The organism is Arsukibacterium indicum, assembly GCF_019100565.1.
GTDB lineage: Bacteria > Pseudomonadota > Gammaproteobacteria > Enterobacterales > Alteromonadaceae > Alishewanella > Alishewanella indicum.
In genome coordinates this window covers 392862-406323 of record NZ_JAHRID010000002.1, presented here as the reverse complement: position 1 = coordinate 406323, position 13462 = coordinate 392862, and the positions used below count along the sequence as shown (strand labels likewise).

11 protein-coding genes are annotated in these 13462 nt (G+C 50.1%); 6 read left to right on the top strand and 5 right to left on the bottom strand.

Annotation, left to right across the window (positions count from 1 at the left end):
• The first annotated feature begins 273 nt into the window (after positions 1-273).
• From KQY15_RS06390 to KQY15_RS06375, 4 genes are all read left to right on the top strand, one after another.
• Positions 274-1644 (top strand): ribonuclease J, encoded by a 1371-nt coding sequence (locus tag KQY15_RS06390; RefSeq protein WP_217668347.1) that lies wholly within the window; start codon positions 274-276, stop codon positions 1642-1644.
• Positions 1645-1797: 153 nt separating this feature from the next.
• Positions 1798-2433, top strand: a complete 636-nt coding sequence (locus KQY15_RS06385; RefSeq protein WP_217668345.1) for an RNA polymerase sigma factor sigma-70 region 4 domain-containing protein — start codon at positions 1798-1800, stop codon at positions 2431-2433.
• Positions 2430-3206, top strand: coding sequence for a DUF3307 domain-containing protein (locus KQY15_RS06380; RefSeq protein ID WP_217668344.1), 777 nt, complete (start codon positions 2430-2432; stop codon positions 3204-3206). The genes KQY15_RS06385 and KQY15_RS06380 overlap by 4 nt, the downstream gene beginning before the upstream one ends.
• Before the next feature lie 79 nt (positions 3207-3285).
• The gene (locus KQY15_RS06375; RefSeq protein WP_217668342.1) at positions 3286-3801 is read left to right on the top strand and encodes a SixA phosphatase family protein; all 516 of its coding nucleotides are present in this window, start codon (positions 3286-3288) and stop codon (positions 3799-3801) included.
• 15 nt (positions 3802-3816) lie between these two features.
• Here KQY15_RS06375 and KQY15_RS06370 read toward each other — a convergent pair whose 3' ends face one another.
• The 3 genes from KQY15_RS06370 to KQY15_RS06360 form a co-directional block, all read right to left on the bottom strand.
• The gene (locus KQY15_RS06370) at positions 3817-5895 is read right to left on the bottom strand and encodes a collagen-like protein (protein ID WP_217668340.1); all 2079 of its coding nucleotides are present in this window, start codon (positions 5893-5895) and stop codon (positions 3817-3819) included.
• A gap of 235 nt (positions 5896-6130) precedes the next feature.
• Positions 6131-6985 carry an SMP-30/gluconolactonase/LRE family protein gene (locus tag KQY15_RS06365; RefSeq protein WP_217668338.1) on the bottom strand — a complete coding sequence of 285 codons (855 nt, stop codon included), beginning with the start codon at positions 6983-6985 and terminating at the stop codon, positions 6131-6133.
• Positions 6986-7283: 298 nt separating this feature from the next.
• Positions 7284-8036: a class I SAM-dependent DNA methyltransferase gene (locus KQY15_RS06360; protein ID WP_254795471.1), complete on the bottom strand. Its 753-nt coding sequence runs from the start codon at positions 8034-8036 to the stop codon at positions 7284-7286.
• A 133-nt stretch (positions 8037-8169) separates the two neighbouring features.
• Here KQY15_RS06360 and KQY15_RS06355 point away from each other — a divergent pair, with 133 nt between their 5' ends.
• On the top strand, positions 8170-9960 hold the full coding sequence (locus tag KQY15_RS06355; protein WP_254795469.1) for an ABC transporter transmembrane domain-containing protein: 1791 nt from the start codon (positions 8170-8172) through the stop codon (positions 9958-9960).
• Positions 9961-9963: 3 nt separating this feature from the next.
• On the opposite strand, the gene pbp4b is transcribed toward KQY15_RS06355, so the two are convergent.
• Positions 9964-11595, bottom strand: coding sequence for a penicillin binding protein PBP4B (pbp4b, locus tag KQY15_RS06350; RefSeq protein WP_217668336.1), 1632 nt, complete (start codon positions 11593-11595; stop codon positions 9964-9966).
• Between the two features lie 182 nt (positions 11596-11777).
• On the opposite strand from pbp4b, the gene KQY15_RS06345 reads away from it, so the two are divergent.
• A complete protein-coding gene (locus KQY15_RS06345) occupies positions 11778-13028 on the top strand; it encodes an FIST signal transduction protein (RefSeq protein WP_217668334.1) in 1251 nt (416 codons plus the stop codon).
• Between the two features lie 6 nt (positions 13029-13034).
• On the opposite strand, the gene KQY15_RS06340 is transcribed toward KQY15_RS06345, so the two are convergent.
• Positions 13035-13460, bottom strand: coding sequence for a glutaredoxin family protein (locus KQY15_RS06340; RefSeq protein WP_217668332.1), 426 nt, complete (start codon positions 13458-13460; stop codon positions 13035-13037).
• Positions 13461-13462: the final 2 nt, after the last annotated feature.

The window sequence follows — 13462 nt, the reverse complement described above, 5'->3', positions numbered from 1 at the left end:
GCAAGCAGGTAGTGCTACTGATGAACGCTGTTGTTTATCTTGTTGCTGCAGATTTGTGTGGTTAACAACAGGTCATTCCCGGCCAGACATCAAAATCGTTGGTGCCAGAAAGTAGCGCTGAAAATAGTATAGTAAGTTTATGATTACTTAATGTGAAATAAAGCGATAACCTTAATCTATATTATCGATTTAAGGCGGTTGGCAGCAAGGTAATGTACTAATTTGCTGCAGGCTGCGTACAATAGCTATCTTTTAATGTTCAAGGATGCTGTTTTGATTGCCCGCTTACCTGCAGATATGCTGCCTGGCCCCCATGATTTATGGTTTTTGCCGTTAGGCGGCTGTGGCGAAATTGGCATGAACCTTAATCTGTACGGTCATGACAGCCGCTGGTTAATGGTTGATTGCGGGGTGACGTTTTATAATCCGCTGCAACCCATATCCAGCCCCATTACCGCAGAAGTGCAGGCGGCCGATCCGGCATTTATCGCTAAACGCAAAGAATTGCTGACAGGTATTATTATCACTCATGCTCATGAGGATCATATTGGCGCCTTACCGTTTTTATGGCCGCGCTTTGGTTGCCCGGTGTATTGCTCGCCTTTTGCGGCAGAGATTTTACGCCGCAAAATTGCCCGCAGTGGTTTATCGCAGGATATGCCCATTGTTGAGATCCCGCTTGGCGGTACCTGTACCATTGGTCCATTTTCAATAAACTGGCTGAGCATCACTCATTCTATTCCTGAGCCGCAGGCACTGGTTATCAGCACTGTGGCCGGTAAAGTATTCCACACCGCCGACTGGAAAATAGATAAAGCGCCAATGACTGGCCGGCCTTTTAAACCGCAGGTATTTAAACGACTGGCAGCCCAGAATATTACCGCGATGGTTTGTGATTCCACCAATGCACTGAAGCCGGGTTTTTCTGAGTCTGAAACCGCCTGTTATCAGGGGCTATATCAGCTGATCCGCCATGAAAAACAGCGGGTGGTAGTTAGTGGTTTCAGCAGTAATATTGGCCGTTTGATTAGCCTTGGCCAGATTGCCCGGCGTACCGGTCGTTATTTAGCGTTGTTTGGCCGGGCGATGGAAAATATGGTAGGTGCGGCCAGGGCTTGTGGTTACTGGCCGGAAGATATTCCGCTGATTGAGCCGTCACATGTGGGGTATTTACCTGCTAACGAAGTGCTGGTGGTTGCGACCGGCAGCCAGGGTGAACCCAGAGCAGCCCTTAACCGGCTGGCCCAGCAGCGCCACCCGCATTTAATGCTGGAAGAAAATGACCTGGTATTGTTCAGCGCTATTCTGATCCCAGGCAACGAAATGCTGGTTAGCCGTTTAATAGCGCAGCTGAACGCCCTGAAAGTACGTACTGTGCAAAGCGCCGATAGCAGTGAGCTTATTCATGTGTCAGGCCACCCGAACCAGGGTGAGCTCGACATCATGTATCGCTATGTGCAACCGGCTATTGCTGTCCCGGTGCATGGCGAAGCAGCGCATATTCAGGCAAATGCGCAGGTAGCTCGTGCAGCGGGCATCCCGCAGCAGCTGGTAGGCCAGAATGGTGACTTATTTGTGCTGGCGCCACAGCCGCATATCTGGCCACAGGCGGTTACAACGGGCAGAATTGCAGTTGAGCATTAAGACTACTGTTAACGGCAGACACGCCACGAACTCATCTTATAAATGTAACCTTATTTAGTTACTTTTATATTATGTAACCATTAGCGGTTACATATTTGACATGTAACCGAATTAAGTTACTATTAAAGGCCTGACCCGCTGCCTGAGATTGTTATGCCAGCTAACTATGCCGTATTAACCGGCGACTTTGTTAAATCACGCAGTATTGCCGGTGGCCAGTACGATAGTGTGCTGTACCAGTTAGAGCAGCTATTGGTTTCACAGGCAGAATCGCTGGGTTGCAGCTATAACTTTTACCGCGGCGATGCGTTTCAGATTCTGTTAGCGCAGCCTGCTGCAGCGGTAAAACTGGCTATTTATATCCGGCTAACCCTGTTAAGCCTGGGCCGTGATTGCAAAATCAGCATTGGTCTGGGTGAAGTGACTAATTTGCGGGATGATGTGAAAAGCGCCAGCGGCCCGGCTTTTACGTTGTCGGGCAATGGTCTGGATAAACTACCTGCTGGCCAGCGTTTAACTATTCATAGCCAGCAACCCCAGTTGCAGCAGATACTGGCCGTGCCGCTGCAACTGGCTGACAACATGCTTGCTAAACTGACTGCCCGTCAGGCCGAGGCTCTGCTCCTGTATTTTCTGACGCCAGGCAGTTCTCACGAAAGTATCGCCGGCAAACTGGGAACTTCCCGGGAGAATGTCACTAAATTGCTCAATAATAATCACGCTGACTATCAACTGCTGCAGGCGTTTATTCATTACTGCGACAGCCATATTACAAGGAGTTTGCAATGACTGACAGCAGCTTACTGCTGGGGTTAGTGTTGGTACATATTGTGGCCGATTTCTTTTTGCAGCCCACCGCCTGGGTACTGGCCCGGGCGGCGCGGCACTGGCGCTGTGCCCAGCTGTATTATCACACTTTAATCCATTTTGGCCTGAACCTGCTATTGCTGGTGTTGTGGTATAACCTCAGCTGGCCGGCCGTCGGCTTTAGCAGCACTATTGGTGTAGCGTTGCTGATTGCGGCCAGCCACCTGCTGATCGATATCGGCAAGTCATATTTTACCGGCCTGCGTTATTTTGTGCTGGACCAGCTGTTGCATTTGCTGGTTATTCTGCTGGTATGGCTGCTGCTGGCAGATGTCGGTTACCAGGCCCTCGCTGACTGGGGTTTAACACTGCTGAAAACAGAGTATCTGCTGATGTTGCTGGGCTATTTGCTACTGATTAAGCCGGCATCGGTTTTGATAGGAATGGTGCTGACAAACATATCGGCACCAGCCAGCAGCGAAAAGCAGGGCTCACCGGCGGCAGGGCATTTAATTGGTATTGCCGAGCGTTTAGTGATCCTGACTTTAATCCTTGCAGGCCAGTACTCGGGCGTCGGGCTGGTAGTGGCGGCAAAATCAGTACTGCGTTATAACGATTTACGTGACTCGCACGACCGGGCACTAACAGAATATATTCTGCTGGGCTCGCTACTGAGTTTTGGCCTTACCTTACTGGTTGCCATTGTTTTACTGGCTATACTGCCAGCAGGGTTTTTACCGTTAAGCGGCCAGTGACTCAAATATTAACGTTAGTATCGGCAGGCTGGCCCACTTGTAACGGCATCCCACTAAGTGCTGTAAAGGAAGCATAATAATGAAAATAGCCAAATTTTTACCCTGGTGTGGCGCGATAAGCTGTGTGCTGGCGCTGCAGGTCAGCGCCAATACTATTTATCTGGTACGCCATGCTGAAAAGCAGGACGGTAGCAAAGATCCGGTGCTATCTGAATGTGGCCAGGCCAGAGCAGCAGCCCTGGCCCGTTATTTTAACGATATTGAACTTGAGGCCGTGTTTGCCACGCCTTATCAGCGCACCCGGCAAACCGCTGAACCCGTCGCGGCCAGCAAGCAACTGACGGTGACCAGTTATGACCCGCGGCAGCCAGAGCAACTGCACAAGCAAATTCAGACATTTAGCCGGCCCGTTTTGGTAGTAGGACACAGCAACACCGTACCTGAACTGGTTAAACTTTTCAGTGGCATTGAAGTTGCGCCGCTGTCTGAACAACAATACAACCTGCTGTATAAAGTGCAGCTGGGTGAGCAAGTCAGTGTGACGCTGCAACATCAACCTTTTGGTTGTGGCCAGACGGTTAAAGCGAAAACCTGAGGCAAGCCAGTAAACCTACTGCCGGTTGCTAAGGTACCGCGGTACTATGGCTACAGACTCTGGTGCCGTAAAAGCAAAACTGGCATCTGCAGCTATATTGCCGCCGCCGCTGTTGAGAATATCATCAAACCGTAGTACCAGATTGTTCGACTTTTCCGCCACGTACAGATGCTGACCGCTATACATAATATCTACCGGATTACCCAGGGCTGAATTATTACCGCTGATATTTAACGCAATGTTGGTTAAGCCACTAGCGGTGCTGGCATTATTCAGGACATAAATTTTGCCGTCAGTGGCATCTGCCGCACTGCCCACATCAGAAACGATTAGTGCATCACTGGCAAAGTCATAATCAATACCATGCAGATTAGTCGGTGCAGCCAGCGCAACCCCGCCGGTTGCCGGGGTAATAATGCGGTCAGCAGCGCTGATATCAGTGGTGCCCGCCAGCCATTTGCTTCTTACTTCATTAAATACCGCGACCGTACCATTAGTCAGGGCAACAAAGGCTTTGTCGCTGGCCGGATCATAATCGACATCCCACGGCTGGGCAGGTGCGGTATTTAACGTAAGAACGGGCGCGGCGTTGCCACTGGTACAGCTGGAGAAAATTAAAACTCCGGGTGTCGCCGGATTATTTTCTGCAACAAATATCAAACCACTGGCCGAGTCGATGTCCAGGCCTTTTGGCGATATTAAGCCAGTGTTACTACCGCTTATAATGCGATCCTGCGCAGTTGAATACTGCTCAGCACTGCGCTGACTGGCAACCCGGTTAGAGATGACAATGCCGCCTCCCTCAGCATTATCAAAGGTAGTATAACTATCACCGGCTATATCAAAAGTAACACTTTCAATCGTTTGTAATGCATTGTACTGACTGAGCTCACTGGTAAGGGCGGCAGTAACCCGACTGATCTGGCCGGTAGTAGGGCCTGCTGCTGCGGGGTTACTGGAAACAGCCACTCCCAGCAACACCGACGGTACAGTGGTATCTGAAATATCCGGGTGCTGACGTGGTGATGTAAGCTGCACCAGTGATTCCGGTTTGATAGCTGTGGTAGCTAAATCCGGGGCAATGTCGCCACTCTGGCCCGCGAATATGTTGGCATACACTAAAATGGCATCATTGGCTTTTTCTGCTACCCGCAGCTCACTGCCAGACAGCACAATATCAACCGGGTTACCCAGCAGCGTTGCCGGGCCGCTGATAACCCTTGCCGGAACGACTTCACCATCTGCAACCGAGATATTATTTAATACAAACAGGCTGCCATCAGTGGCATCGCTGGCACTACCAACATCTGATAACACCATTTTGTCAGATACCCGGTCATAAGCTATGCCGTGCAAGTTAACCGATAATGGCATGCCGCTGTCATCGACTGGGGTTATGCTGCGGCTTGGCATGGCGGCATAGTTACCGTTAACGTAGTTATCGTACACAGACAGCACACCATTGGTCAGTGCAACATATAACCGGTCATTGATTTCATCGTAAAACAGATCCCAGGGCATTGCCTCTGTGGTTGTGGTAGCCAGCGGTGCAGCATCGCCAGCCGCGGCTGCCCCGTAAACGGTAACCTGCATGGCTGTTTGATCAGCAATAAACACCAGGCCACGTTGCTGGGAAAATGCGATGCCTTTTGGGTTTACCAGGCCGGTAGTGGCTCCGGTTAGCTCCCGGTCAAGCATTGGGTTAAAGGCCGCGCCGTCAGGCCGCATTGCAATCTGGCAAAATGTTTTCAGACTGCCATTGCTGCTATCGCCTGCCTGAACCAGATTACCAAGCGGGTCGAGTACGACACCCTGATTATTCAGGCCGGTAAAACGTTTTAGTGCTGCGGCATTCTGGTTAATCAGGTCAACGGTACCGCTATTTTCACTGCCGTTATTTGCTACCAGAAAATCAGCCGCAGCAAAACCCGGCGTCCCATCTGCACCTGGCTGGCCTGGTGCACCGTCTGCACCGGGCTGGCCAGCTACGCCATCGTCACCGTCGCAACCGGTAAGGGCAAGCATCATTGCCAGGGCTACTGCACTTAATGACATCGGCCCGCGAGCCGCTCGAACAAATTTTGAATGCATCATAGTATTTTCCTTGCTTAATCAACTGTGTTTGGCGAACAGCAGGTCGACAGCCTGAACCTGATACAGCATAAAATGCTCACCTCCACTGCAAGCAACGACTGACTAGCGCAACTGGATGCAGCAAAACAGAAACATTTTCGCAGTTATTTGCAGGGCTATGTAGCGTTTTGGCTCAGAAATGGAAAAAGCTACCGGTGCAGCGAACTGCTCCGGCAACAACGACAAATAGATTACTCTAGTCAGCCGCCAGGCCGGTTAGCCGGTAGGCGGCAACAGAGTTGCCAGCAAAAGTGGGGACGAACAGGATCTGGTTTTGTGGATCCCAGCCAATATCAGCGGTGTTGAGTTTTTGCTGGCGGGTGTCTAATAATGTTGTCATGCTGCCATCGGCTTTAACATAGTAAATAATGCCAGCCCAGCAGCTGACGATAAAGTCACCATTGCTCACCGGTTCCAGGCCGTCCGCCCGTTCGGCGAAGCCTTTGGCTATTTGCGTAATTTCGCCACTTTTGCTTGCTTTTAGCAGCAGATCTGCAGCAGCAATATACAGTTCGTTACCGATAGCTTTTAAGCCGTTAGCTGCAACAATATCCTTTAGCCAGATGCTGATAGTGCCGTCTTTATATCGATAAACAACATTTTTGCGGGTATCAGAAACATACACCACGCCGTTATCATCAACTGTTACATCATTCAGAAATACTGCACCCGGCGCCTGAATTTTTGCCGTTACGGTTGCGCTTTCGATATCAATAATAACCAATTCGGTCAGATCAGCGACATACAGTTTACCGTTAAACTGTGCCATTCCTTTTGGCGCATGCAAGCCGCGTAACCAGTTCTGCACGCGCATACTGCCATCGGTATTTAACAGCGCTATGCCGCCTTCGCCATCAGCAGCATTGCCGGCACCGTCAATTTCAGATACAAACAGAAACTTGTCTTGCTGTTGCTGATGAACCAGCACCGATTCCGGCACCCTAAAACCGTCGCTTTGCCACAATAGTTCCAGCTTAGGGGAGGCGCTGACGTGTAGCCCGGCAGATAATAAAAGGGTTAACAGAGTTCCAGATTTTAGCCATTTTTTCATTGCTATATACCCTACTGAGTTGTGGTAAATACTGTCAGCTTAAGCCGCTTGCCAACAAAGTTATAATATTGAATAAAAGTACTTTAGTTTGTCGAGAATAAAACAACAAAAATGAATATAACAGACTGAATGTTAAATAATTAGCTTAGTTAATATAGCGAAAATGAGGATTAATAAATAAGTAAGTTTTATATTAGCAAGGCATATTGCAATTGGAGGTTTTGCAGCTAGCTTTAATTATGAGTTCATTGCTCCATGCCCAGGCGCTGAGCAAGATCAATCTGCTGATATAAGCTATTCAGTTACCACGCTTAACACAGGCAAACAAGGCATTGCCTGCTGCGGTGTCCCAGGGGGTAATTTTGTCGTAATCGTGCGCCAGTATATGTACCTCAAAGTAGGGGCATAGCAGCGCCTGCAGCTCGGCAAAGCTGACGGCTACCATAGGATGCTGATCCTGCCAGACCTGAGTAATATCGGCGCTGGTTCTGGCAATGCTAAGCTTAAGGGCTTGCTGCTCACCCTCGCCACTGTAATGCCAGCCTGATTCAAATACAAAATGGCTGTTGTCGAGCTGGGTACTATGACGCACGGCAGACTGATTGCAGATAGTATTTTTATTCACGGCATTAAATACAAAGAGTCCGCCTGCAGTCAGCGCCTGAAATACGCTGGCAATGCACTGTTGTAACGAATTGATACTTCCACTGTAATGAACTGAGTATAAAAAACAGGTAATAAGATCAACCTGCTTATCCAGCGTGAAATGGCACATATTTTGTAAAATAAAGTGCGCTTGGGGGCAGCGTGCCCGGGCCAGCTCCAGCATCGGCTGATTAAGATCCAGGCCAGAGCACTGGTAACCCAAATCGAGAAAATGGCGGATATGGGACCCGGTGCCACAGGCTAAGTCAAGATGATAGTAACTGCTGTTGCCCAGCATTCTGTGCAGCCGGTGCACAGCGCTACTTTGTGCCAGATAATTGATATCACGGCACATTAAATCATAGTACTCCGATAAATCGGTATATAACGCATTGGTTGATATCATAGTGGCATGCTGGCAGCAGCGAAATTGGCTGGCGCATAATATAGCAATCTGGTCAAATTGCGTAGCTACATCTGCCAGGGTTAATCAAGTATGATAAACCTGAGTCAAATAACCCTGAAACAGGAAAATTCCATTGCAGAAAATAGCTGATAGCAGCCACAATTCCCAAAAGCTGGCCACAGCCGTGTTGCCGTGGCTCGGCCGGTTTTTAACTCCTTATCGCTGGCGGGTGGCCGCCGCTATGTTGTTTTTACTGATAGGTTCTCTGGCGTGGCTGGCACTGGGGCAGGGGGTGCGTTTACTGGTTGATCAGGGGTTTGCTGCTGGCGACACGGCCCGGCTGAATAACATTATTCTGATGATCTTACTGATCACCTTGGTCAGTGCAACAGCGGTATTCTGCCGTTTTTATCTGATGACCTGGCTGGGCGAACGGGTTAGCGCCGATATTCGCAATCATGTGTACCGGCACATGTTACAGTTGTCTCCGGCCTTTTACAGTGAAACCCGCACCGGTGAAGTGATCTCCCGCTTTACTGCCGATACCACGGTTCTGCAAACCGTGGTTGGTTCCAGCTTTTCAATGGCACTGCGATCGGCTGTAACGGCAATTGGTGGTGTGCTGATGATGGCTTTTACCAGCCTGAAAATGACTGGATTAGTGTTAATAGCGGTACCGTTGGTGCTGGTGCCTATTTTTGTTCTGGGACGGCGGGTGCGACGTATGGCACGGGCCAGTCAGGACCGGCTGGCTGATATTGGTGCCCATGTAGATGAAAGCCTGCACGAAATTCACACCGTGCAGGCGTATGGCCATGAAACCCTTGACCAGCAGGTGTTTGCCAGCAAAATTGAACAGGTGATGGCGGCAGCAAAACACCGCATTTTTTACCGGGCCTTGTTAATTGGCGTGGTCATGTTGCTGAGTATCAGTGCGGTTACCCTGGTAGGATGGGCTGGAGCGCTGGATGTGGTGGCAGGCAGAATAAGCGCAGGAGAGCTTACCGCTTTTCTGTTTTATGCGGTAGTGGTGGCTGGCGCGGTTGCCACCATTAGTGAAGTAATTGGCGAAATTCAGCGCGCAGCGGGGGCTACTGAACGGTTAATAGAGTTATCAGAAATGCCGGTAGAGATTGTTGCCCCGTCGATACCGGCGACATTAACCGAGCCGGTAACCGGTAGTTTGCTGTTTGACGATGTCAGTTTCTACTATCCACAGTCACCGGATCGAACCGTACTGCATCAGCTTAACCTGCATATTAAGCCGGGGGAGCGGGTGGCATTAGTCGGACCAAGTGGCGCCGGCAAAACCACGATATTTCAGTTATTACTGCGTTTTTATAATTTACCTGCAGGCCGCATTTTACTGGATGGTGTTGATATCAGCTTGCTTGATCCTGCGGTACTACGAGCGCAATTTGCCCTGGTTCCGCAGGATGCAGTGATTTTTGGCTGCAGTGTGCTGGAGAATGTCCGCTATGGCCGGCCCGGCGCCAGCGAGCAACAGGTTATTGACGCCTGTAAAGCAGCAGAAGCAGATGGTTTTATTCAGCAGCTGGCTGATGGTTACCATAGCCAGCTGGGGGAGCGCGGGGTGCGGTTGTCGGGTGGCCAGAAACAACGGATTGCCATTGCCCGGGCAATTCTGGCCGACAGGCCGCTACTGTTGCTGGATGAAGCCACCAGCGCGCTGGACGCTGCCAGCGAGCATGATGTTAAACAGGCACTGGCGCACCTGATGCAAGGCAAAACCACCCTAATTATTGCCCACCGGCTGAGTACGGTGCTGCATGTCGATCGCATTCTGGTGCTGGACCGCGGCCAGGTTATAGCGGCAGGAAAACACAGTGAACTGATGCAAAGCTGTGCGTTGTATCAGCAGTTGGCTCAGTTACAGTTTTTAAACGCCGACAGTGCTGGTTAACAGCTATTGCAGCACGGCCTCGTAGATCAGGGTCATAATGCTGCCATAACGGCCGGTTTCAAAACTGTCACCAGTGAACTCATAGCTGTCACCGTTGGCGGTAATGGGGCTGTGTTTCTTGTTGGTCAGCAGTACCACCATTAAATTGTGGGCCGGGTCTATCACAGTGGCGGTGCCGGTCCAGCCGGTGTGACCAAAGGCATAGTCACTGGCATAAGCGCCAAAATGCCAGTTTAAATCGCCACCGGCGGCAGTTCGCCAGCCAAGGCCAAACCGGTGGTCATAGCCAGATGGCCGGGTAAATTGCTGCACCACAGCCGGGTTAAAAAAGTGCTGCCAGCCATAGCCGCCTTGTTGAGCCACTACACTCATTAACACCGCCAGATCGCGGGCTGTGGCGAATAAACCGGCATGGCCGGCCACGCCCTGCAGTGCATGAAATGCTTTTTCATCATGAACCTGGCCGCGCAGCACCCCCTGGCGGTTTGCGGGAAAACTCACCCGGCCACCTCTGCTGTTGCCATCCAGTTCAGTAGCGGCAATGCCTTCAGGCGCTACCCCTTTTTGCAGCGGCGTAAACAGCACATTATTCAGGCCAAGCGGCTGATAAAAGTGTTGTTCTAAATAACGATCCAGCGGCATGGCAGTTAGTCGCTCAATTAACAGCCCCAGCAGCATAAAGTTCACATCACTATAGCGTGCGGTTTTCGCCCGTTCACTGACAAACGGCACCTGCGCCAGCAGTAACTGGTCGGTATAGGCTTTGTTCAGTGAATAAAAAAGTGAACCATTGCTGTTATCGGGCCGGTGGAAATGCACCTCTGGCGCATAACCACTGGTGTGGTACAGCAAGTCGCTGACCAGTCGCTGCTCTCTGCCATCACCAATGTATTCCGGCAGATATTCAGTCAAAGGACGGTTAATATCCAGCATGCCGCTGCTGACCAGCTGCATCACAGCATAGGTGGTGGCGTACATTTTGGTATTAGATGCAATATCAAACAAGGTATTGGTTTGCATGGACTCTGGTTCTGGATGCACTGAACCGTCAGCCTGGTAGCGCATTGCATAGCCGTAAGCGGTTTCTTTAATAATCTGGCCATCTTTAACAACCAGTAAAACAGCACCCGGGAAACCGGCAGCAATTTCGTCATTAATTAATTTGTCTACTTTACTGAAGCGCTGCGGATCTGCAGTAGTAACCTGTTGCATATTAAGTTCAGGGTAGGGCACGGCAATAGTCAGTTTTGCTGTGGCAGGTTGCATCGACACTAACTTTAACTGGTTGTGCCCATTACGGGTTAGTGCTGAAATATCAATTTTAAAGGGTGTACCATGCATTGGCCGGGTTAGTCGCAACGGCTTGCCATTAACAGCGATGGTTGCTGATTGTGTCTGCTGCATATCAATGAGTAACACGCCCTGACCCTGCCAGCCGGTAAACAGGCGCCGGTTATTAACTTCCTGGCGGCTACTGCGCTGCTCAGGCCAATTTACCAGATGCTGGCCCGCCTGCTCTGCCAATGCCAGTTGCTCGGCGCCTGTCAGCGGCAGCATGTCCTGCTTTTCTACGGTATCCGGTGCCACAACACAACCGCTCAGGGCCAGCAACAATAGCACAACAATTAAGCGCATCTGTTCACCTTTACCTTCATCACAATCATCAGACAAACACTATCTGTTCAGAATAGATTCACTATATCAAGTTAGGCTTAAAACCTGAAATCTTGTTATTTAACGTATTCCTGCAATAGTAAATACTGTGTAATATTCGTTAGCAGAACGGAAGAGTGCATTAGTCGGCAGTATGAGGGATTATGAAAGTAGGATTAGGATACAGTAACTGTGAAAATGCATTTATTGCCGGCCAGCAAGCAGCACAACATGCAATAGCGCAGGCTGTCTTTAATGATGCTGATTTAGTGCTGGCTTTTTGCAGTGGCACAATGGACCATCAGGCTTTTTACCGGGGGTTACGTGAAGTATTGGGGCAGGACGTTAATATTTTTGGAGGGTCCGCAATTGGTGTGATTACCAATCAACACCTGTCATATAGCGGGCATCCGGCTGCGGTTGCAGTACTGAAATTTGAAGATAACTACTGCCAGATGGCTGTCGCAACCGGCTTGTTTAACAGCCCCTTTAAAGCCGGCGAACAGTTAGCTGAAACACTGCCCACCATGTCAGATGCCAGTTTATTGTTGCTGTTGTATGATTCAGTAAAATTCTCCGGCTCTGAGAATGCGGCCCCGGTTATGAACCCATCTGCGCCCCTGCTCAGAGGACTGGAACTTAAACTGCCCAAGCCATTGCCCATTGCTGGCGCCGGGTTGCTGGGCGATCACGGTTTTAGTCATACCCAGCAATTTTGTGGAAAGAGTATTACCCAGCAAAGTGCCAGTGCCCTGGTGTTTGGTGGCAATATTCGCTCATACATTGGTGTGATGCATGGCTGTCAACCTTTAAGTAGTCAGCGTTATACTATTACCGGCATATTTGGCCAGTTTCTCTACACTCTTGATGGTAAACCTGCCGTTAAAGTCATTGATCAGGCCTTTGGCAGTGACAGCTGGCGCAGTAACTCGCCGGTCAGCCAGCTTTGTCTGGGGATACCAGCTGATCCCGCGGCAGATTTAAGTATGGATAATGAGTACAGTAACCGGCTGATAAGCGGGGTGCTGCCAAATGATGAAGGGCTTATTCTGTTTGAACCTGATATGCATGAGGGATTACAAATTCAGTTAATGCGTCGCAGTCCTGCCCTGGGCCGAACATCGGCAAGAAACAGCACCGAGGCCTTGCTTCAGAAAATAAAGCAGGATGGCAGGAAACCTTTATTTGCCCTTTACATGGATTGTGCCGGCCGTATTGCCCAATTTGACCAGGCCCCGGCAACTGACGCTGCACTGCCAATCGCAGGGCTGGAGGAAGCCAGAGAAGTACAAAACCTGTTAAATGATGCCCGAATTCCATTGCTGGGTTTTTATTGTGGAGTGGAAATTGCCCCCCAGGCTGGCAAAAGCCGGGGCCTGGACTGGAGCGGTGTGTTGATTATCCTGACCAGATAGTGTTTATCAGCTTGTGGTGTCGGGAGTAAATTGCTGGCGCAGGTAGCCGATTATATCGTCAGATTCATATAGCCATTGCTCATTTTGTTCCGCCTCTGGCTCATTTTGTAGCGCCGGGGCAGAAATCCGCAGGCAAGGCACTTTTACCCGGCCACCTTTCGTTTGCAGCTCGTTGCGATGCGCGGCGTTATGCTGTGCATTACGTTTTTCAATATTCAGCCCCAGCCGGGCTATTTCTTTACGTACTTTGATGCAGAAAGGACAAGCAGAAAACTGATATAACGCTAGTTGCTGACAGGCGGCATCAACCTCAGCTTGCTGTTGTGCGCTGCGCTCTGGTGCTTTTGGCGTGGTAAGCCATTCTGCCAGCAGCATAAAAGGGGTTAAAATGAGCCGGACTAAACGAAAAAATAAACGGATAAGCACACGCATTG

Excerpts from the sequence above, each read along its gene's own strand:
- KQY15_RS06370 (WP_217668340.1), bottom strand. The coding sequence starts at position 5,895 with ATGATGCATTCAAAATTTGTTCGAGCGGCTCGCGGGCCGATGTCATTA.
- KQY15_RS06365 (WP_217668338.1), bottom strand. The coding sequence starts at position 6,985 with ATGAAAAAATGGCTAAAATCTGGAACTCTGTTAACCCTTTTATTATCT.
- KQY15_RS06385 (WP_217668345.1), top strand. The coding sequence starts at position 1,798 with ATGCCAGCTAACTATGCCGTATTAACCGGCGACTTTGTTAAATCACGC.
- KQY15_RS06375 (WP_217668342.1), top strand. The coding sequence starts at position 3,286 with ATGAAAATAGCCAAATTTTTACCCTGGTGTGGCGCGATAAGCTGTGTG.
- pbp4b (WP_217668336.1), bottom strand. The coding sequence starts at position 11,595 with ATGCGCTTAATTGTTGTGCTATTGTTGCTGGCCCTGAGCGGTTGTGTT.
- KQY15_RS06345 (WP_217668334.1), top strand. The coding sequence starts at position 11,778 with ATGAAAGTAGGATTAGGATACAGTAACTGTGAAAATGCATTTATTGCC.
- KQY15_RS06360 (WP_254795471.1), bottom strand. The coding sequence starts at position 8,036 with ATGATATCAACCAATGCGTTATATACCGATTTATCGGAGTACTATGAT.
- KQY15_RS06380 (WP_217668344.1), top strand. The coding sequence starts at position 2,430 with ATGACTGACAGCAGCTTACTGCTGGGGTTAGTGTTGGTACATATTGTG.
- KQY15_RS06340 (WP_217668332.1), bottom strand. The coding sequence starts at position 13,460 with ATGCGTGTGCTTATCCGTTTATTTTTTCGTTTAGTCCGGCTCATTTTA.